Here is a 17,616-nt window from a genome sequence, read left to right as displayed (position 1 = left end):
CATTCGGGTCGCGGCCGGCTCAGGCGCCGATCATGACCACCATCTGGTTGATGACGTTCCCGCCGCGCACGCCGTCGACGCGCGCCGTGATCACGTAGTGCAGCAGCGGGGAGGTGGCGAAGGCCGGGGCGTCCGAGGCCAGGCTCTGGCCGTAGCTGACCGTGGCGCCGGCGGCGGCCTTGTTGCCGGCGGTCTGGACGCATTTGTTCTTGGGCTTGTCCCAGGCGCCGCTCTCGGAACAGAGGCGGTGGATCACGTAGCGGATACGGGTGTTGTCGGGACCGTCGATGACGCGCGAGCCGACCCAGAAGTCGGCGTCGCGCGGCCTGGTATTGGTGTTGGCGAAGGCGCGATAGCCCTCGTCCTCCACGTTCTCGCGCAGGGTCACCTTGCTGCCGTTGGCGGTGGTGCTGAGCCACTGGAAGCCGCGGTGCAGGCCGAGGTCCACGGCGCGGCTGAGGGTGGCGTCATAGGCGAGGTTGGAGGCGGCCAGGGTGGTCGAATTGCTGGACTTGAGCAGGTAGATGCTGGTCACCAGCATCACCAGCAGCATGATCAGCATGACCGGCAGCGCCACGCCGCGGGCGCGCCGGCGGCGCTGGGGAAACGTCGATGGCATCATGAAGGCCTCCAGCCGGAATTACGCATCGGCACGATGGTTTCGAACACCCGGTAGCGGTAGCAGCGCCAGTCGACCGCATCGTCGGCGAGCGCGAGTCCCACCGTGACCGGCACCGCCTCCACGCCCTGGGGCTGGGCGCTGGCGAACAAGGTGGGGGCCGTGGTGGTCGCAGCGCACTGGCCGTCGGTCCCGGGCCGCTCGGGATTCTTGGCGCGCGCCACCACCGCGATCCGCAGGGCGGTGATGCGCTGGTAGTCGCCGGCGCCGCCGACCACGCCGTCGCCATCGGCGTCCACCATCTCGTTCGACCACAGGCCGATCTGCATGCCCTTCTCCGGCTCGAAGTCGGCGACGCTGCGGTTGTCGAAGCCGTACTGGGCCTTGAGCGCCACGATATTGTCCGCCACCGGGCGCGAGCTTTCCGCGGCGCCGGGCAGGTTGGTCGAACGCAGACGCAGGTAGCCGTTCTCGACCGACCAGGTGTGGAAGGACAGGTTGCGCGCCGGGCCGAGGTTGAAGATGCGGGTCGCATTGCCCTCGAAGTTGCGGCCCAGCGAGCCGCTGTTGTAGCGCAGGCCGGCGCCGCCGATCGCCAGCTCGGTGGCCTCGCCCGGATCGACCGAGATCTGGGCCAGCGCGCAGTTGCCGCCAGGGTTTTCGGGCGCCACCAGGATCACGTCGTCCTTGCCGAAGCCAAAGGCCTTGCGGTCGATCGTGAGCAGGGTGCCGCCGATGTAGTCGCTCTGCAGCCCCACGGTGCCGGTGCCGGTCAGCGAACTGCCGGCGTAGAGGCTGATGCGGTCCGATTCTTCGCCGCCGGGCTCGATCACCACGCTGCCCAGCGGCCGCACGGTGGCGGCGCCGCGCGGCGCCTGCGCCAGCTGGTAGCCTTCGCTGTCGCTGAAGATGGTGTCGCAGCCGAGGACGATGGGATCGTTCAGGCCGAATCCGGCCTGCTCGGCGTCGGCGCTGATCTGGAACATGGCAAGCATGCCGTTCTGCATGGACTCGGAGCCGCCCAGCGCGGCGTCCTTGGTGCGCTCGCCCTCGGTCATGATGCGGGTGGCGAACAGCACGGCCAGCAGGCCGATCACGATGCTGACCATCAGCTCGACCAGGGTGAAGCCGCGCGCGCGGCGCTGGAGGGCGGCCTTCACTTGGTCTCCGCGAGGTAGGCGGTCACGCGGTGCGTGTTCTCGCTCTGGTTGTCCTGGCGCGTCCAGCCGATGCTCACCGCAACCTCGGTGCGCGGGACCGCGCTGGTGGCCTCGGTCACGCTGACCCCGATGGTGGCGCCGGGCAGGCGCGCGGAGACGGCCTCGTGCCAAGCCTGCAGGCGTTCGCCGGGCTCCTCGCCCTCTTCCACCGCGTAGTCGGCGGCGTGCTCGAGGTCGGAATTCATGATGCCGAGCAGTTCGTTGACGGCGATGGTGGCTTCGGCGCGCAGGCCGGCGTCCGACAGGGCCGCGTAGGAACGGGCCTGCAGGCCCACGGTGCCGATCAGGCCGATCGCCAGGATCAGCACCGCGATCAGGGCTTCGAGCAGGGCCACGCCCTCTTGCCCGCGTTTGAAAGGAGGCGTGTTCATTCCGGGCACCTGCGGGAATCGCCGTCGTCGGCGTCGGGGTTGCAGCGGGTCGCCACGCCGGCCATGGTCAGGACCAGGCTGGCGGGCGCGAAGGCGTCCTCGTGGCCGCTGGCCGGGCTCAGGTCGATGCGGTCGGCGGGCGTGGCCGGGCCGGAATCGACCCAGCCCAGCGGCGTGAAGTAGACGGCGCTGGCGCCGGCCGGCAGCTCGACGCTCATGAGCGAGCTGGCCGGCAGGGCCTCGGCGCTGCGCCGCACCGAGCGCACCGCCACGCCGACCGTGCCGTCCGTGGCGGCCTCGTCTTCGAGGGTTGACCAGCGTTCGCTGTCGGCGTCGCAGGGCTGGCCGGCGGCCGGGAAGCAGACGTCGACCTGCCAGTCCGGCTGGCCGCTGACGGCGTTGCGGCTGAACACCAGGCGGCTGGCGGCGTTGTTGGCCAGCGCCTGGGAACGCGCCATCGCATAGCCCTCGGCGTAGAACTGGACCGCGCCGGCCACCTTGGTCGAAGACAGCCAGCCGCTCAGGTTGGGCAGGCCGACCGCCAGCAGGATGGCCAGCACCACCACCGCGATCAGCGCTTCGATGGTGGTGTAGCCGGCGGCTGGCCTCAGTGGCTGCACGTGCCCTCCTTGCGGTCGACCCAGCACTCGTCGTTGGTGGCCCAGCCGTCCGGCGCGGCGGTGGTCGCGCGGTTGCCGGACTGGTCGATCGTGAACACGAAGCCGGCGGCGCTGGCCTGCCCGGTCGCGACCAGGGTGTAGCTGCCGGCATCGGGCTCGCTCAGGGAATAGCTGAAATTCTCGCTTTCGGCCGGGACCCGGTCGAAGCCGGCGTAGGTCCGGTTGTTGGCCCAGAACTGCTCGAGCAGGGGCTGGGCGCCGGCCAGGGCGGTGTGGGCTTCGGCCAGGCGCGCACGCATCACGTAGGCGGTGTAGGACGGCAGGGCGATCGCGCTCAGGATGCCGATGATGATGACCCCGATCATGATTTCGATGAGGGTGAAGCCGGTTTGTCGCTGCTGCATGGGTTTCCTCCTGGGCTAGGCGCCCTGCCATTCCGAATGTTGCCGTACGGAATGATATCGCACAAAGCTTTCAGTTCCCTGAGGAAATGCTGACAAAACCCTGACAAGGCCACACCGATTGACACAATCTGGCCTCTTTCGTATTCTTGAAAGTTACATGAGTACGGAGCGCCTGCGCGATGGAGAACAATCCCTACAACAACCCTGGCGCGATCGCCTCCTACGCCGGCGACACCCCGCGCAAGGTGCCCGGCCTGGCCGACCTGCACCGCATGGCCATGCTGCTGCTGGCCGAAGCGGCGCCCGCTACTGCCAACATCCTGGTGGTGGGGGCCGGCGGCGGCCTGGAGACGCGCGCGCTGGCCGAGGCGCGGCCCGGCTGGCGCTTCACCGGCGTGGACCCGGCGCCGGCCATGCTCGCGCTGGCCCGGCAAACGCTGGCGCCCTGCCTCGAACGGGTCGAGCTGATCGAAGGGACGGTCGGGCAAGCGCCGGCCGGCCCCTACGAGGGCGCGACCTGCCTGCTGACCCTGCATCACCTGGGGCGCGAGGAACGCCTGGACACGCTGCGCGGGATCCGGCGCCGCCTGCGCCCCGGCGCGCGCCTGGTGGTGGCCGGGCACACGGCGGCCGGGCCGGATCCGCAGCAATGGATGGCGCGTTCGATCGCCTTCGGCGAGCGCGGCGAACCAGACTGGGAGCGGGCCTGGGCCGGCGCGGCGAACATGCTGGGCCGCCTGCCCCTGCTGGCCCCGGACGAGGAGCACACCCTGCTGGGCGAAGCGGGCTTCGCCGACATCGGCCTGTTCTACGCGGCCTTCAGTTTCCGCGGCTGGGTGGCGCGCGCCTGAAGCGCTGCGCCGGGCTCAGGGCGGACCTGCGCGCAGCGGAAAGCGCACCGCCACCCGGGTGCCGCGGCCGCCCGGCCCCTCCCCTAGCTCGATGCGGGCGCGGTGGGCGCCGGCGATGTCGCGCACGATGGCCAGGCCCAGGCCGCTGCCGGCGGTCTTGTCGTCCAGACGCACGAAGCGCTCGAACACCTGGCTGCGCCGCGAGGGCGGGATGCCGGGGCCGGTGTCGTCGACGGCGAACAGCGCCTGCGCGCCCTCGACGCCGGTGCTGACCGTCACGCTGCCGCCGCGCGGCGTGTAGCGCAGCGCGTTGTCGACCAGGTTGTCGATCAGGTCGCGCAGCTGGAAGGCCTCGCCTGCCACCGGTGCCGGCGCCAGTTCGAAGCCGATGTCGATCCCGCGCCGCGCGGCTTCCTCGACGAAGTACTGGACCGTGTCCTGCACCAGGCGCGCCAGGTCGAGCGCGGCGAAGGCCTCGCCGGGCTGGCCGCCCTTGGCGCGAGCCAGCGCCAGCAGCTGGTTCACCTGGCGGATCATGCGCTCGTTGGCCAGGCGCATCAGGCCGACCGAGCGCCGGGTTTCCTCGTCGGCCGCATGGCGCTCCCCCAGCCATTCGAGCTGCAGTTGCAGTCCCGCCAGAGGGGTGCGCAACTGGTGCGCCATGTCGGCCAGGAAGTCGCGCTGGGCGCGGGCACCCGCCTCGACCCGGTCCAGCAATTCGTTGAAGCCGGTGACTACCGGCGCGATCTCGTAGGGCACGCCTTCGCTCGGCAGCGGCGCCAGGTCGCTGCCTCCGCGACGGCCCAGCTCGGCGCGGATGCGCGCCAGCGGCCTCAGGCCATTACTGACCGACAACCAGACCAGTCCGACCAGGGTGAGCGTGGCCAGGGTTACCAGCACGAACAGCGAGCGCAGAATGGCCGAGCGCACCTCGGCGCGCTGGCGCAGGGTGCGTGCCACGCCCAGCTGGCGCGTCCCTTCGGGGGTGGCGAGCGCCAGGGCGGCGACCCGCACCGGCTCGCCGCCGATCAGGGCGTCGTAGGCGGGAGCGCCAGGGCGCAAGGCGGGGAAGCCCTCGGCGCCGGCCAGGCGCCGCCCTTCGCCGTCGCGCACCACGAACCAGAAGCGGTCCTGGCCGCCCAGGCGCGGCGGCAGGGAGGCCGGGGCGCCCGACTGGAGGCGCGCGGCCAGCGCCGCCGCGGTGTCCTGCAAGCCCTGGTCGAAGGCGACCTGGGCCGGCGTCCAGGCGAGCAGGTAGATCAGCCCGGCCAGCACCAGGTTCAGCAGCAGGATGGGCCCGAGCAGCCACTTGAGCAGGCGCAGGCGGATGCTGCTCATGCGGCCGGCGCGTCGAGCTCGAGCAGGTAGCCGAAGCCGCGGATGGTGCGGATCGCCACGCCGGCGCCCTCGAGCTTCAGGCGCAGGCGCGAGACGTAGACCTCGACCGCGTTCTGGGTCAGGTCCTGGTCCCAGGCCAGGATGGCGTCGATGATCTGCTGCTTGGACACCACCCGGCCCGCATGCTGGAGCAGGTATTCGAGCACGCCCCATTCGCGCACCGAGAGTTCGAGCGGGCGCTCGCCCACGCGCGCGCGGCGGGTGGCGCCGTCCAGGGCCAGCTTGCCGAGGGCGAGGACGGTGGGTTTGGGGGCGTTGCGGCGCGCCAGGGCGCGGATGCGGGCCACCAGTTCGGCGGTGGCGAAGGGTTTGACCAGGTAATCGTCGGCGCCGGTTTCCAGGCCGCGCACCCTGTCCTCGACCGCGTCGCGCGCGGTCAGCAGCAGCACCGGGGTGGCGGCCCCGCGCGCGCGCAGGCGACGCACCACCTCGAAGCCGTCGATGCCGGGCAGGCCGATGTCGAGCACGGCCACCTCGGGTGGGTTGGCCTGCAGCTGGGCGTCGGCCGCCAGGCCGTCCACGGCCAGGCTGACGCTCATGCCCTGGGCCTGCAGCGCGCGCGTCAGGCCGTCGGCCAGGACGGCGTCATCTTCCACCAGTAAAACCTGCAGTCCCATCTGCTTGCCGTCGAGTCACAAGAATGCGTCCATTATCCGGCATTTTCGTTGCCGCAACCAAACAAAAAGGGGCGATTTTGCCCCGTCTGTCTAGTAGGACTGGACTGACAAAACATCATGCATACAGCCTACATGGGTGCAACCGCCAGTCTTATGTTCGGCACCGGACTATAGCTTTAATGTACACACATCGCGATGAGGCAAACTTTCATAGCCTCCCAAACGCTCCTGAAGCATGTTAGAGATAAGAGGACACAAAATGAACAACACTCAACTTGGTGGTGCCACGCAAAAAGCGAAGAACCAGATCCCAGCCACGAGTGAGGAACTGAAATCCGCGTCCCGCCCCGTTGTCAGCTATAGCGGCACCCAGCAGAACGAACTGCTCGCCGCCCTCCCCCGCCAAGACCTGGAAACCCTGTTCGAGCACCTGGAACTCGTCCCTCTGCCCTTCGGCAAGGAGTTGTTCGAGTATGGCAGCAAATTGGAATACGTGTATTTTCCGACCACGGCAATCGTGTCGCTGCTCTACGTGATGGAAGACGGCGCAACCACCGAGATCGCGGTGGTCGGCCATGAAGGCGTGGTCGGCGTGTCGCTCTTCATGGGCGAGCGCGCCATGTGCAGCGCCGTGGTGCAGAGCGCCGGCTACGGCTACCGCCTCAAGACCCAATACCTGCGCGACGCCTTCAACCGCGGCGGCGCCCTGCCGCAACTGCTGATGCGCTACACCAACGCCCTGTTCGCCCAGATGGCCCAGAACGCCGTCGGCGGCCGCCACAGCTCGATCGAGCAGAAGCTCTGCCGCTGGCTGCTGGACCGCCTGGACCGTTCGCCGACCAATGAACTGAAAGTGACCCAGGAACTGATTTCGATCATGCTGGGCGTGCGTCGCGAAAGCATCACGGCCGCCGCCGGCAAGCTGCAGGACGAGGGCCTGATCCAGTACCGCCGCGGCAACATCACCGTGCTGGACCGTGCCGGCCTGGAAGAATACGCAGGCGAATGCTACAAGGTCGCGAAGTCCGAGTACGACCGCCTGCTCATGGATGTGGCGCGTTGATCCTGACCTGATCCGGAGCTGACGGCGCGGGATCCGATTCCATACCGGGCGCGGCGCTTGCCGCGCCCGTTTTGTTTTTGCCCTCCCCGCCTGGCGCTTCGACCGGAATCCAGGCCCGCACGCAGGTGCCGATCCCGTTCACGCCGCGCTCCACGGTCAGGCTGCCGCCCAGCAGCAAGGCGCGCTCGCGCATGCCCAGCAGGCCGTGGGACTTCGACTTGGCCATGGCGTCGGCCGGAATGCCGATGCCGTCGTCGGTGATTTCCAGGTCCCAGCCCTCGGGCTCGCGGCTCAGGTTGACGATCACGCTGCGCGCCTCGGCATACTTGGCGATGTTGTTGAGGGCTTCCTGGGTGATGCGGAACAGTGCGATCGCCTGCATCGGGCCGGCCGTATCGGCCTGGCGGTCGATCAGGGCGTCGCAGTCGAGCGAGGTGATGCGGCCATAGTCGGCGCAATAGCTTTGCAGCGCGGCCGACAGGCCCATGTTGTCCAGCAGGCTGGGGCGCAGGTTCTCGATGATGCGGCGCTTGAGCTGCACGGTGTCGACCAGGGTGCGGCGGGCGCGGCCGAGCTTGGCCGCCAGTTCCGGTTGGCTGACGCGCAACTGCTCGCTGACCGTGGTCAGGTCCATGCCGATCGCGGTCAGGTTGGCGCCCATTTCGTCGTGCAGCTCGCGCGCCAGGCGCGACTTCTCTTCTTCCGACACCTTGATCAGGTGGCGCGACAGGACCGAGAGCTGCTCGGTGCGCTCGGCCACCATTTCTTCCAGGTGGTCGTTGGATTGCTGCAGGGCGCGCTCGGCGCGCAGGCGCAGCCCGAAGGCGCGCTGGATCAGTTTATAGAACAGCACCAGCACCACGATGGCGGCGGTGTTGATGCCCAGCCCGAACAGGGCCGCATGGCGGTATTGCTGGTAGAAGGAGGCGGTGCGGGCGGCCAGCAGTTCGTTCTGCTCGCGCGTCATGATCACCACCTGCAGGCGGATTTCGTCCATGTCGGCGCGCTCGTCGGGCGCGGCGGCGATCGCGACGATGTCGACCAGGCCGCCCTGGCGGTAGACCTCAAGGGCCTGGTGCATCAGGCCCAGCTTCTTCTGGACCAGGCTGCGCAACTGGGCCAGGTTCCTGGTTTGCGAAGGGCTGTCGGCGAGCAGCACGCCGAGGGCGCGCAACTGGTTGTCGATCTGCTGGGGAGCCGCGTGCAGCGGGCCGAGGTAGACGTCGGAGCCCGACAGGAAGTAGCCGCGCAGGCCGCTTTCGGCGTCGGTGACGAGCAGGTTCAGGTATTGGAGTTCGTCGGAGACCCGGGCGCTCTGGGTTTGCAGCGCGTTGGCCGCGCGCAGGTCGTCGAGATTACGGACCAGGAAGACGCCGTTGACGACCAGCAGAATGACGCACGCCAGGCAGAGCAGCTTCTTGTGCAGCGGCAGACTGCGCACAGGCTCGCCGGCCGGGGCGGTGGAAAAGTACACGGGGCTTCCTTTCACGCAACGTTGCCGTCATTTGATTATAGACGGATGTGCAGAATGTTGCACCGCGAAATGCCTGGACGTAACAAAATGTTTCAAAACGGTTGCGCGAGGAATACAGAACTTGCGCACTAGAACGCGCGCCCCGGTGGACGGGGCGCGGTGGGGAAATCAATCGAGGAGATTGTTCTTCATGGCATAGTAGGTCAGGTCGCTGTTGGACTGCAGACCCATCTTTTCCATGATGCGGGTACGGTAGGTGGACACGGTCTTGATCGAGAGCGACAGGGCATTGCCGATGTCGGACACGGTCGCGCCCTTGGCCAGGCGCAGGAAGACCTGGAATTCGCGGTCCGACAGCTCGGTGTGGAGCGCGGTGTTCGGATCGCGGTCGAAGCTCTGGGCCAGCAGTTCGCCGACGGTCGAGCTCACGTAACGGCGGCCCTGGTAGACGGTGCGCACGGCGGTCTTGAGCTCGTCCGCCTCGCATTCCTTGTTCAGGTAGCCGTTCGCGCCCATCTTGAACAGGTTGAGCGCGTATTGCTGCGCCGGATAGCCGGACAGGATCAGCACCGGCAGGTTGGGCTGACCCTGGCGGATGGTGCGCAGGATATCGATCCCGCTCTGGTCGGGCATCGCGATATCGAGCAGCAGCACGTCGCAGATCTCGCGGCGGGCGATGTCGAGGGCCTCGCGGCCGGTGGCGCCTTCGGCGACGACTTCGAATTCGCCCGACGACGAGAAAATCTGCTTGAATCCTGCTCGAACTATTTGGTGATCGTCACAAATGGCAACGCGTATCATTGTCTTCCCTTAAATTTTCCTTGCGCAGGAAAGGGCCGGGTTCTGGGCCGCCCGGCTTAGTGCGCGTCAATGCGGTATCAGCGCGAATAATATTTTAACACTCCGGCATCGCGCTTCAAGCTCAGCACGAACCGGCGAGCGCGCGCAAGCGCGACGGCTCCCGGCGGCGCGACCTGCACCGCAAGGAGACGACGGATTCAGGCCGGCTGTGGACCGTTTTTCAGGAGATCGAGAATCCCCAGCAGTTCGGCGCGCAGGTGCTCGGTATCGACGCTCGGCGCCGGTTCCGGCAGGTCAAGTTCCTCGAGGCCAGCCAGCGCGCTGGCGCGGCTGTCGAGACGATTGCGGGCGCCGCTGATGGTGAAGCCCTGCTCGTACAACAGCTCGCGGATACGGCGTATCAGCAGCACCTCGTGGTGCTGGTAGTAGCGACGGTTTCCACGGCGTTTGACAGGCTTTAGCTGAGTAAATTCCTGCTCCCAGTAACGCAGTACATGGGGTTTGACCCCGCACAACTCACTCACCTCGCCGATCGTGAAATATCGCTTCGCCGGAATCGGCGGCAGCACGGTCGCTTCGGTCTTGTTCGGACGGTCGTTCATGGATCAGTTCAGGCGGCGCGAGCCAGCGAGCCGGGTGAACCCGAGGGCGAACCCGAGGGCGAACCCGAAGGACTGGCCTCTTCGACCATGGCCTTGAGCTTCTGGCTGGCGTGGAAAGTCACGACGCGGCGCGCCGTGATGGGGATCTCTTCCCCGGTTTTCGGATTGCGACCCGGCCGCTGCGGCTTGTCGCGCAACTGGAAGTTGCCGAAGCCGGACAGCTTGACCGCTTCGCCTCGTTCAAGCGCATTGCGGATCTCGTCGAAGAAGGTCTCGACCATGTCCTTGGCCTCGCGCTTGTTGAGGCCGACCTGCTCGAACAGCAGTTCGGCCAGCTCGGCCTTGGTCAAGGTCGGGAGTGCCTGTTCCGCTTCCTTCCGCACACGCGCCACGTGCATGGCGCGATCCAGGTCGGCCGCGAGGGCCTCCTGGAGTACGGCCGTATCGACGTCGTTGTTATTAATTTTGAAGCCCTGCCTTCAAGTCAAAATCGTGTTCTGGAGACGATCAAGCGCGCTGCTTCGCGTTCAGCTTGTTCTTCGCAGCCTCGGCCACGGCGCTCATGATAGCGTCCACGGCGTCGTCCTGCAGCGTCGATTGAGTATCTTGCAAGCTAAAGCGGAAAGCAAGGCTTTTTTCATCCGTCTCCAGCCCTTTGCCGCGATATTCGTCAAACAAAACAATAGCTTGCACGATCTTGCCGCCAGGGTTGGCCGCCACCTCGGCCTGGAATGTGTCGAGCACATCCTGGGCCGCCACGTTCTGCTTGACCACCAGGGCCAGGTCGCGCGTGGCGCCCGGGAACCGGGAGATCTCGGCATAGCTCGGCACGATGCGCTGGCGCAGGGCCTCGGCGTCGACCTCGAACACGACCGGAGCCTGGGGCAGGTCGTATTTCTGCAGCCAGCGCGGGTGCAGCTCGCCGATGAAGCCGATCCTCTGGCCATCCAGTTCGACCAAGGCGCTGCGGCCCGGGTGCAGGGCCGGATGCTCGCCCTTCACGAAGCGCAGCTGGCGCGGCGCGAACAAGGCCTCGAGGTCGCCCTTGAGGTCGAAGAAGTCGACCGCGCGGGTCTTCTCGCCCCACTGCTCGTCCACGGCCGGGCCGTAGGCGATGGCGGCGACGCGCTTGGGCTGGTCGAAACCGGCCACCGCCAGCGGACCGTCGACCGCCGCCGGGTTGCGGTGGAACACCGCGCCGACTTCGAAGGCGCGCACGCGGCCGGCCTTGCGGTTGACGTTGTAGCGCACGTTGGCGACCAGGCTGCCGACCAGGTTGGAGCGCATCACGCTCATCTGGCTGGCGATCGGGTTCTGCAGGCGGATCGGCGCCTCGTTGCCGGCGAAATCCTGTTCCCACTGGGCTTCGACGAAGCTCATGTTGACCACTTCCTGGTAGCCGAGATCGGCCAGCTGGTGGCGGATCGCGAACAGGGAGCGGGTGTTTTCCGGCTCGATCAGCATGGCCGAGGGCGCCACCGGCGGCAGCGCCGGGATGTTTTCGAAACCATAGACGCGCGCCACTTCTTCGATCAGGTCTTCCTCGATCTCGATGTCGAAGCGGTAGCTCGGCGCGGTGACCGAGAACACGCCCTGTTCCAGCGTGAAGGGCAACTGCAGGCGGGTGAAGATGTCGGCGACGAGCTCGTCGGTGAGCGGCACGCCGATCACCTTGGCGGCGCGCGCGGTGCGCATCTGCACCGGCTGGCGCTGCGGCAGCGCGAGGACCTGGTCGTCCAGCGGGCCGACCTGGGTGGCGGCGGTGCCGCAGATTTCCACGATCAGCGAGGTGATGCGCTCGATGTGCTCGGGAATCGTCGCGTAGTCGACGCCGCGCTCGAAGCGGTGCGCCGCGTCGGTCGAGAAATTGTAGCGGCGGGCGCGGCCCTGGATGGCGTTCGGCCACCAGAACGCGGCTTCCAGGTAGATGTCGGTGGTGTCCAGGGTGACGGCGGTGCTGTCGCCGCCCATGATGCCGGCCAGCGATTCCAGTTCCTTGTCGTCGGCGATCACGCCGACCCATTCGTCGACCTCGACGGTGTTGCCGTTCAGGAGCTTCAGGCTTTCACCCTTCTTGCCCCAGCGTACGTCCAGGCCGCCGTGGATCTTGGCCAGGTCGAACACGTGCGAGGGACGGCCGACTTCCAGCATCACGTAGTTGGAGATGTCGACCAGGGCCGACACCGAGCGCTGGCCGCTGCGCTCCAGGCGGCGCTTCATCCACTCGGGCGTGGCGGCGCGGGCATTCAGGCCGCGGATGATGCGGCCGGCGAAACGGCCGCACAGGTCGGGCGCCGAGACCTTCACCGGCAGCGTGTCGGCGATGGTGACCGGCACCGCGCGGGTGGTCGGCACGTGCAGCGGCGAACCGGTCAGGGCCGCCACTTCGCGCGCCACACCCAGCACCGACAGGCAGTCGGCCTTGTTCGGGGTCAGCTTGATGGTGAACTTGAGGTCGTTCAAGCCGAGGTAGTCGCGGATGTTGGCGCCGATCGGCGCGTCTTCCGGCAGTTCCATCAGGCCACTGCCCTCTTCCGAGATCTTGAGTTCCTTGGCCGAGCACAGCATGCCCTGCGATTCCACGCCGCGCAGCTTGCCGACCTTGATCTCGAAGGGCTTGCCGTCCGCGCCGGGCGGCAGCACGGCGCCGGCCTTGGCGCAGATCGCCTTCATGCCGGCGCGCACGTTGGGCGCGCCGCACACGATGTTGAGCAGGGTGCCGGTGCCGACGTCCACCTGGCAGACGTTGAGGCGGTCGGCGTTCGGGTGCTTGGCCACTTCCTTGACCTCGGCCACCACCACGTTCGAGAACGGCGGCGCGACGGCTTCGACCTCTTCCACTTCGAGGCCGGACATCGTCAGGAGGTGCGACAGTTCGTCCGAATTCATCTTCGGATCGACCATGGAACGGAGCCAGTTTTCGGAGAATTGCATATTCGTTTGCCTTGTTCTTGCTTCGGGTTTCAGCCGGAATTAATTGAACTGCTTGAGGAAACGCAGATCGCCTTCATAGAACAGGCGCAGATCGTTGATTCCATAACGCAGCATCGTCAGGCGCTCGAGGCCGGAGCCGAACGCGAAGCCGATGAATTTTTCCGGATCCAGGCCGAAGTTGCGCACCACGGTCGGATGGACCTGGCCGGCGCCCGAGACTTCCAGCCAGCGCCCCTTGAGCGGACCGCTGCCGAAGGCGATGTCGATCTCGGCCGACGGCTCGGTGAAGGGGAAGTAGGAGGGACGGAAACGCACCTGCAGGTCGTCGGTCTCGAAGAAGGCCTTGACGAAGTTCAGGTACACGCCCTTGAGGTCGGCAAAGCTGATGTCCTCGCCGATCCACAGGCCTTCGACCTGGTGGAACATCGGCGAGTGGGTGGCGTCGCTGTCGACGCGGTAGGTGCGGCCCGGCGCGATCACCTTGATCGGCGGGGTGTGGGTGCGCGCGTAGCGCACCTGCATCGGCGAGGTGTGGGTGCGCAGCAGCAGCGGCTTGCCGCTGCTGTCCTGGCCCTCGATGTAGAAGGTGTCCTGCATCGAACGCGCCGGGTGGTTTTCCGGGCTGTTCAGTGCGGTGAAATTGGTCCAGTCGGTTTCGATCTCGGGGCCGTCGGCCACGTCGAAGCCGATGGAGCGGAAGATCTGCTCGACCCTTTCCCAGGTGCGCATCACCGGGTGGATGCCACCCTTGCTGCGGCCGCGGCCCGGCAGGCTCACGTCGATGGCCTCGGCGTTCAGGCGGGCTTCCAGCTGGGCGTTGGCGAGCGCGTCGCGACGCTGGTTCAGTGCCTGTTCGATTTTTTCTTTTGCGGCATTGATCAGTGCGCCCTGCGCCTTGCGCTGCTCGGGATCGAGCTTGCCCAGGCCCTTCATCAGGTCGGTCACCTGGCCGGTCTTGCCCAGGTACTTGGCTTTTGCATTTTCGAGCGCGGCGGCGTCCGCGGCGGCGGCAAAGTCAGCCTGGGCCGCGACGACGAGTTCTTCCAGCGAGTTCATGCTTATTCTTTTCCTGTTTGTGCGTCCACAATCGAAAACGGGGCACAGGTGTGACCCTTGCCCCGCTTCCTGTGCGCCACACCCGAAGGCGCAGCGCTGTCTTGCATGCAGACTGTATTAAGCAGCCAGCTTGGCCTTGACGGTGTTCACGATAGCGGCGAAAGCCGGCTTGTCGTGGACGGCCATGTCGGCCAGGACTTTACGGTCCAGTTCAATCGCGGACTTCTTCAGGCCGTTCATGAATGCGCTGTAGGTCATGCCGTGCGAACGCGAAGCCGCGTTGATACGGGTGATCCACAGGGCGCGGAAGACGCGCTTCTTGTTGCGGCGGTCGCGGTAGGCGTACTGGCCAGCGCGCATGACTGCTTGCTTGGCAATACGGAATACCTTGCTGCGACGGCCACGGTAGCCTTTGGCAAGTTCAAGAACCTTCTTGTGACGGGCACGTGCAGTAACCCCACGTTTTACTCGAGGCATGGTAGCTCCTTTTGTGTGAGATTAAGCAGAGGGCATCATGCGGTAGACGCTTTGGACGTCCGACGCATTGATGTTACGGGTGCCGCGCAGCTGGCGCTTGTTCTTGGTGGTCTTCTTGGTCAGGATGTGACGCTTGAACGCCATGCCCGACTTGACGGTACCGCCCGGACGCACGCGAAAACGCTTCTTCGCGGAGCTTTTGGTTTTCATTTTTGGCATAGTCATCTGTCCGTTCAGGGACAGCCTCATATGTTGAACAGGATTGCAGGTGGCAGCGACGCTGCTCTTAGATGCCTACTTTCACTTGTTTTGCAGCAGATGCGAGTCCGCTACAACCTGCTTGTCAAAAACAGGAACCGCAGATTGTAGCACAGAATTTCGGGAAGATGACGCGGCGCACTATGAAACCGGGCCGGACTCGTGGCTTGCGGCGGCGATGCGACACGTAGGGACGAACGCAAGCCGGGCCGTCATGCGGTACTCCCGCACGCCGGACCCGGCCCTTGCACTACCCTGACGCGAAGAATTACTTCTTCTTCTTCGGCGCGACCACCATGATCATCTGGCGACCTTCGAGCTTCGGGAACTGTTCGACCTGGCCGTAAGGCTCCAGGTCGCCGCGCAGCCGCTCGAGCATGCGCATGCCGATGTCCTGGTGCGCCATCTCGCGGCCACGGAAACGCAGGGTGATCTTGGTCTTGTCGCCCTCTTCCAGGAACTTGATGAGGTTGCGCAGCTTGATGCTGTAATCGCCCTCGTCGGTGCCCGGACGGAACTTGATTTCCTTGACCTGGATGACCTTCTGCTTCAGCTTGGCTTCGTGGGCTTTCTTCTGCTCCGAATACTTGAACTTGCCGTAGTCCATCAGGCGGCAAACCGGCGGAACCGCGTTCGGCGCGATCTCCACCAGGTCCACGTTCGCTTCTTCAGCCAGACGAAACGCCTCGGCCAGGCTCACAATGCCCAGCGGCTCGTTGTTGACCCCGTTCAAACGCATTTCGGGGTGGGTGATCTCGCCATTGATGCGATGCTGCTTGTCAGTAGCTATGTCTATTCCTTTGAGGTAATTAATGGATTGGTCGGGAGCGTCCGGGCTTCCGGATTACTTCACCTTGGCGGCAACTTCGCCCACCAGGCGCTCGACCAGCGCGTCGACGGACATCGCGCCCAGATCGACATTGCCGCGTGCTCGCACGGCCACCGTGTTGGCATCCCGCTCTTTATCGCCAACCACCAGGATGTAAGGCAGTTTTTGGACGGAATGCTCACGTATTTTATAAGTAATCTTCTCGTTCCGCAAATCAGCGTGTACGCGCAGGCCGGCCTGTTTGAGGCGGGTTTCGACCTGTTTCACGTAGTCGGCCTGGGCGTCCGAGATGTTCAAGATGGCCACCTGCACCGGCGCCAGCCACAGCGGCAGCGCGCCCGCGTAGTTCTCGATCAGGATACCAATAAAGCGCTCCATCGAGCCCACGATTGCACGGTGCAACATCACCGGGACCTTGCGGGTGTTGTCTTCGGCAACATACTCGGCGCCCAGGCGGCCCGGCATCGAGAAGTCGACCTGCATGGTGCCGACCTGCCACGGGCGGCCCAGGCTGTCCTTCAGGTGGTACTCGATCTTGGGGCCGTAGAAGGCGCCCTCGCCCGGCAGCTCGGTCCAGCTCACGCCGCAGGCGCGCAGGGCCGAACGCAGGGCTTCCTCGGCCTGGTCCCAGACCTCGTCGGAGCCGATCCGGCTGTCCGGACGCAGGGCGATCTTGACGTCGATGTTGGCGAAGCCGAAGTCGTCGTACACGCGCATGGCCTGGGCGTGGAATGCCGTCACCTCGCCCGCGATCTGCTCTTCGGTGCAGAACACGTGGCCGTCGTCCTGGGTGAAGCCGCGCACGCGCATCAGGCCGTGCAGCGCACCCGAGGACTCGTTGCGGTGGCACTGGCCAAACTCGCCGTAGCGCAGCGGCAGGTCGCGGTAGGAGCGCAGGCCGGCGTTATAGATCTGCACGTGGCCCGGGCAGTTCATCGGCTTGAGCGCATAGGTGCGGTTCTCGGAATCGGTCGTGAACATGTTGTCACGGTAGTTATCCCAGTGACCGGTCTTCTGCCACAGCGAGACGTCGATGATCTGCGGCGCCTTGACTTCGTTGTAGCCGGTGAGCTGGTAGGTCTGGCGCATGTACTGCTCGACCTGCTGCCAGATGGTCCAGCCCTTCGGGTGCCAGAAGATCAGGCCCGGGGCCTCGTCCTGGAAGTGGAACAGGTCCAGGGCCTTGCCCAGCTTGCGGTGGTCGCGCTTCTCGGCCTCTTCGAGCATGTGCAGGTACTGTTCCTGCTCTTCCTTCTTGGCCCATGCGGTGCCGTAGACGCGCTGCAGCATCTCGTTCTTGGAGTCGCCGCGCCAGTAGGCGCCGGCCAGCTTCATCAGCTTGAAGACCTTGAGCTTGCCGGTCGAGGGCACGTGGGGGCCGCGGCACAGGTCGGTGAAATTGCCTTCGCTATACAGCGAGACGTCTTCGTTGGCCGGGATCGAGGCGATGATTTCCGCCTTGTAGTGCTCGCCGATCGACTTGAAATAGGCCACCGCCTCGTCGCGCGGCAGCACCTTGCGGGTGACCGGCTCGTCCTTCTTAGCCAGTTCCTGCATCTTCTTTTCGATCGCCTGCAGGTCTTCCGGGGTGAAGGGACGCTTGTACGAGAAATCGTAGTAGAAGCCGTTGTCGATCACCGGGCCGATGGTGACCTGGGCTTCCGGGAACAGTTCCTTGACCGCATAGGCCAGCAGGTGGGCGGTCGAGTGGCGGATCACGTCCAGGCCTTCAGGATCCTTGTCGGTCACGATGGCCAGCTCGGCGTCGCTCTCGATCAGGAAGGAGGTGTCGACCACCTTGCCGTTCACCTTGCCGGCCAGCGCCGCCTTGGCCAGGCTGGGGGCGATGTTCTGGGCCACCTGGGCGACCGTGACGGGACCGTCGAACTGACGGCTGGATCCGTCGGGAAGTCGAACGTTGAGCATGCTGTTCTCCAATCATGGCGCACGGCGCCGGTGAATAATCAAGTCGATGAAACGGGAAAAAACCAATGGACGAAAAAAAACGCGGCACTAGCCGCG

Annotated in this window: 19 protein-coding genes; 2 read left to right on the top strand and 17 right to left on the bottom strand. The window is 65.9% G+C overall.

Annotated features, from left to right (window positions below):
* Positions 1-19: 19 nt before the first annotated feature.
* From B0920_RS03920 to B0920_RS03900, 5 genes are read right to left on the bottom strand one after another with little or no spacing between them, the layout of a single operon-like run.
* Positions 20-622: a hypothetical protein gene (locus B0920_RS03920; protein ID WP_229455162.1), complete on the bottom strand. Its 603-nt coding sequence runs from the start codon at positions 620-622 to the stop codon at positions 20-22.
* The gene (locus B0920_RS03915; protein WP_078031251.1) at positions 619-1,779 is read right to left on the bottom strand and encodes a PilW family protein; all 1,161 of its coding nucleotides are present in this window, start codon (positions 1,777-1,779) and stop codon (positions 619-621) included. The genes B0920_RS03920 and B0920_RS03915 overlap by 4 nt, the downstream gene beginning before the upstream one ends.
* Entirely contained in the window at positions 1,776-2,210 is a 435-nt protein-coding gene (locus tag B0920_RS03910; protein ID WP_078031250.1) for a hypothetical protein, read from the bottom strand. Before B0920_RS03910 ends, B0920_RS03915 begins: the two co-directional genes overlap by 4 nt.
* Positions 2,207-2,830, bottom strand: coding sequence for a Tfp pilus assembly protein FimT/FimU (locus B0920_RS03905; protein WP_078031249.1), 624 nt, complete (start codon positions 2,828-2,830; stop codon positions 2,207-2,209). The genes B0920_RS03910 and B0920_RS03905 overlap by 4 nt, the downstream gene beginning before the upstream one ends.
* Positions 2,818-3,234 carry a type IV pilin protein gene (locus B0920_RS03900; RefSeq protein WP_078031248.1) on the bottom strand — a complete coding sequence of 139 codons (417 nt, stop codon included), beginning with the start codon at positions 3,232-3,234 and terminating at the stop codon, positions 2,818-2,820. The genes B0920_RS03905 and B0920_RS03900 overlap by 13 nt, the downstream gene beginning before the upstream one ends.
* A gap of 179 nt (positions 3,235-3,413) precedes the next feature.
* Here B0920_RS03900 and B0920_RS03895 point away from each other — a divergent pair, with 179 nt between their 5' ends.
* Positions 3,414-4,085 (top strand): class I SAM-dependent methyltransferase, encoded by a 672-nt coding sequence (locus tag B0920_RS03895; RefSeq protein ID WP_078031247.1) that lies wholly within the window; start codon positions 3,414-3,416, stop codon positions 4,083-4,085.
* A gap of 15 nt (positions 4,086-4,100) precedes the next feature.
* On the opposite strand, the gene B0920_RS03890 is transcribed toward B0920_RS03895, so the two are convergent.
* Entirely contained in the window at positions 4,101-5,423 is a 1,323-nt protein-coding gene (locus B0920_RS03890; RefSeq protein WP_078031246.1) for a sensor histidine kinase, read from the bottom strand.
* Positions 5,420-6,100, bottom strand: a complete 681-nt coding sequence (locus B0920_RS03885) for a response regulator transcription factor (protein ID WP_078031245.1) — start codon at positions 6,098-6,100, stop codon at positions 5,420-5,422. Before B0920_RS03885 ends, B0920_RS03890 begins: the two co-directional genes overlap by 4 nt.
* Before the next feature lie 259 nt (positions 6,101-6,359).
* Here B0920_RS03885 and B0920_RS03880 point away from each other — a divergent pair, with 259 nt between their 5' ends.
* Positions 6,360-7,163, top strand: a complete 804-nt coding sequence (locus B0920_RS03880) for a Crp/Fnr family transcriptional regulator (protein ID WP_078031244.1) — start codon at positions 6,360-6,362, stop codon at positions 7,161-7,163.
* Here the strand turns inward: B0920_RS03880 and B0920_RS03875 are convergent.
* From B0920_RS03875 to thrS, 10 genes are all read right to left on the bottom strand, one after another.
* Positions 7,144-8,637 carry a CHASE3 domain-containing protein gene (locus tag B0920_RS03875; RefSeq protein ID WP_078031243.1) on the bottom strand — a complete coding sequence of 498 codons (1,494 nt, stop codon included), beginning with the start codon at positions 8,635-8,637 and terminating at the stop codon, positions 7,144-7,146. The genes B0920_RS03880 and B0920_RS03875 overlap by 20 nt on opposite strands.
* A 168-nt stretch (positions 8,638-8,805) precedes the next feature.
* Positions 8,806-9,438 carry a response regulator transcription factor gene (locus tag B0920_RS03870; RefSeq protein ID WP_027865355.1) on the bottom strand — a complete coding sequence of 211 codons (633 nt, stop codon included), beginning with the start codon at positions 9,436-9,438 and terminating at the stop codon, positions 8,806-8,808.
* Positions 9,439-9,635: 197 nt separating this feature from the next.
* The gene (locus tag B0920_RS03865; RefSeq protein ID WP_078031242.1) at positions 9,636-10,040 is read right to left on the bottom strand and encodes a MerR family transcriptional regulator; all 405 of its coding nucleotides are present in this window, start codon (positions 10,038-10,040) and stop codon (positions 9,636-9,638) included.
* Positions 10,041-10,048: 8 nt separating this feature from the next.
* On the bottom strand, positions 10,049-10,438 hold the full coding sequence (locus tag B0920_RS03860) for an integration host factor subunit alpha (RefSeq protein WP_078031241.1): 390 nt from the start codon (positions 10,436-10,438) through the stop codon (positions 10,049-10,051).
* A 109-nt stretch (positions 10,439-10,547) separates the two neighbouring features.
* The gene (pheT, locus tag B0920_RS03855; protein WP_078031240.1) at positions 10,548-12,974 is read right to left on the bottom strand and encodes a phenylalanine--tRNA ligase subunit beta; all 2,427 of its coding nucleotides are present in this window, start codon (positions 12,972-12,974) and stop codon (positions 10,548-10,550) included.
* A 39-nt stretch (positions 12,975-13,013) separates the two neighbouring features.
* Positions 13,014-14,030 (bottom strand): phenylalanine--tRNA ligase subunit alpha, encoded by a 1,017-nt coding sequence (gene pheS / locus B0920_RS03850; RefSeq protein WP_078031239.1) that lies wholly within the window; start codon positions 14,028-14,030, stop codon positions 13,014-13,016.
* A 117-nt stretch (positions 14,031-14,147) separates the two neighbouring features.
* Entirely contained in the window at positions 14,148-14,507 is a 360-nt protein-coding gene (gene rplT, locus B0920_RS03845) for a 50S ribosomal protein L20 (protein WP_078031238.1), read from the bottom strand.
* Between the two features lie 21 nt (positions 14,508-14,528).
* The gene (gene rpmI, locus B0920_RS03840; RefSeq protein ID WP_056135342.1) at positions 14,529-14,726 is read right to left on the bottom strand and encodes a 50S ribosomal protein L35; all 198 of its coding nucleotides are present in this window, start codon (positions 14,724-14,726) and stop codon (positions 14,529-14,531) included.
* 307 nt (positions 14,727-15,033) lie between these two features.
* A complete protein-coding gene (gene infC / locus B0920_RS03835) occupies positions 15,034-15,579 on the bottom strand; it encodes a translation initiation factor IF-3 (protein WP_078031237.1) in 546 nt (181 codons plus the stop codon).
* Between the two features lie 30 nt (positions 15,580-15,609).
* Positions 15,610-17,520 (bottom strand): threonine--tRNA ligase, encoded by a 1,911-nt coding sequence (gene thrS / locus B0920_RS03830; RefSeq protein WP_078031236.1) that lies wholly within the window; start codon positions 17,518-17,520, stop codon positions 15,610-15,612.
* Between the last annotated feature and the right edge of the window lie 96 nt (positions 17,521-17,616).

It is taken from the genome of Massilia sp. KIM, assembly GCF_002007115.1.
Taxonomy (GTDB): domain Bacteria; phylum Pseudomonadota; class Gammaproteobacteria; order Burkholderiales; family Burkholderiaceae_D; genus Telluria.
This window is presented reverse-complemented; position numbering and strand designations above follow the sequence as displayed.

Coding starts and splice junctions, on each gene's coding strand:
- B0920_RS03920 (WP_229455162.1), bottom strand. CDS start 622: ATGATGCCATCGACGTTTCCCCAGCGCCGCCGGCGCGCCCGCGGCGTG.
- B0920_RS03910 (WP_078031250.1), bottom strand. CDS start 2,210: ATGAACACGCCTCCTTTCAAACGCGGGCAAGAGGGCGTGGCCCTGCTC.
- B0920_RS03900 (WP_078031248.1), bottom strand. CDS start 3,234: ATGCAGCAGCGACAAACCGGCTTCACCCTCATCGAAATCATGATCGGG.
- B0920_RS03895 (WP_078031247.1), top strand. CDS start 3,414: ATGGAGAACAATCCCTACAACAACCCTGGCGCGATCGCCTCCTACGCC.
- B0920_RS03890 (WP_078031246.1), bottom strand. CDS start 5,423: ATGAGCAGCATCCGCCTGCGCCTGCTCAAGTGGCTGCTCGGGCCCATC.
- B0920_RS03885 (WP_078031245.1), bottom strand. CDS start 6,100: ATGGGACTGCAGGTTTTACTGGTGGAAGATGACGCCGTCCTGGCCGAC.
- B0920_RS03880 (WP_078031244.1), top strand. CDS start 6,360: ATGAACAACACTCAACTTGGTGGTGCCACGCAAAAAGCGAAGAACCAG.
- B0920_RS03870 (WP_027865355.1), bottom strand. CDS start 9,438: ATGATACGCGTTGCCATTTGTGACGATCACCAAATAGTTCGAGCAGGA.
- B0920_RS03865 (WP_078031242.1), bottom strand. CDS start 10,040: ATGAACGACCGTCCGAACAAGACCGAAGCGACCGTGCTGCCGCCGATT.
- B0920_RS03860 (WP_078031241.1), bottom strand. CDS start 10,438: ATGCACGTGGCGCGTGTGCGGAAGGAAGCGGAACAGGCACTCCCGACC.
- pheT (WP_078031240.1), bottom strand. CDS start 12,974: ATGCAATTCTCCGAAAACTGGCTCCGTTCCATGGTCGATCCGAAGATG.
- pheS (WP_078031239.1), bottom strand. CDS start 14,030: ATGAACTCGCTGGAAGAACTCGTCGTCGCGGCCCAGGCTGACTTTGCC.
- rplT (WP_078031238.1), bottom strand. CDS start 14,507: ATGCCTCGAGTAAAACGTGGGGTTACTGCACGTGCCCGTCACAAGAAG.
- rpmI (WP_056135342.1), bottom strand. CDS start 14,726: ATGCCAAAAATGAAAACCAAAAGCTCCGCGAAGAAGCGTTTTCGCGTG.
- thrS (WP_078031236.1), bottom strand. CDS start 17,520: ATGCTCAACGTTCGACTTCCCGACGGATCCAGCCGTCAGTTCGACGGT.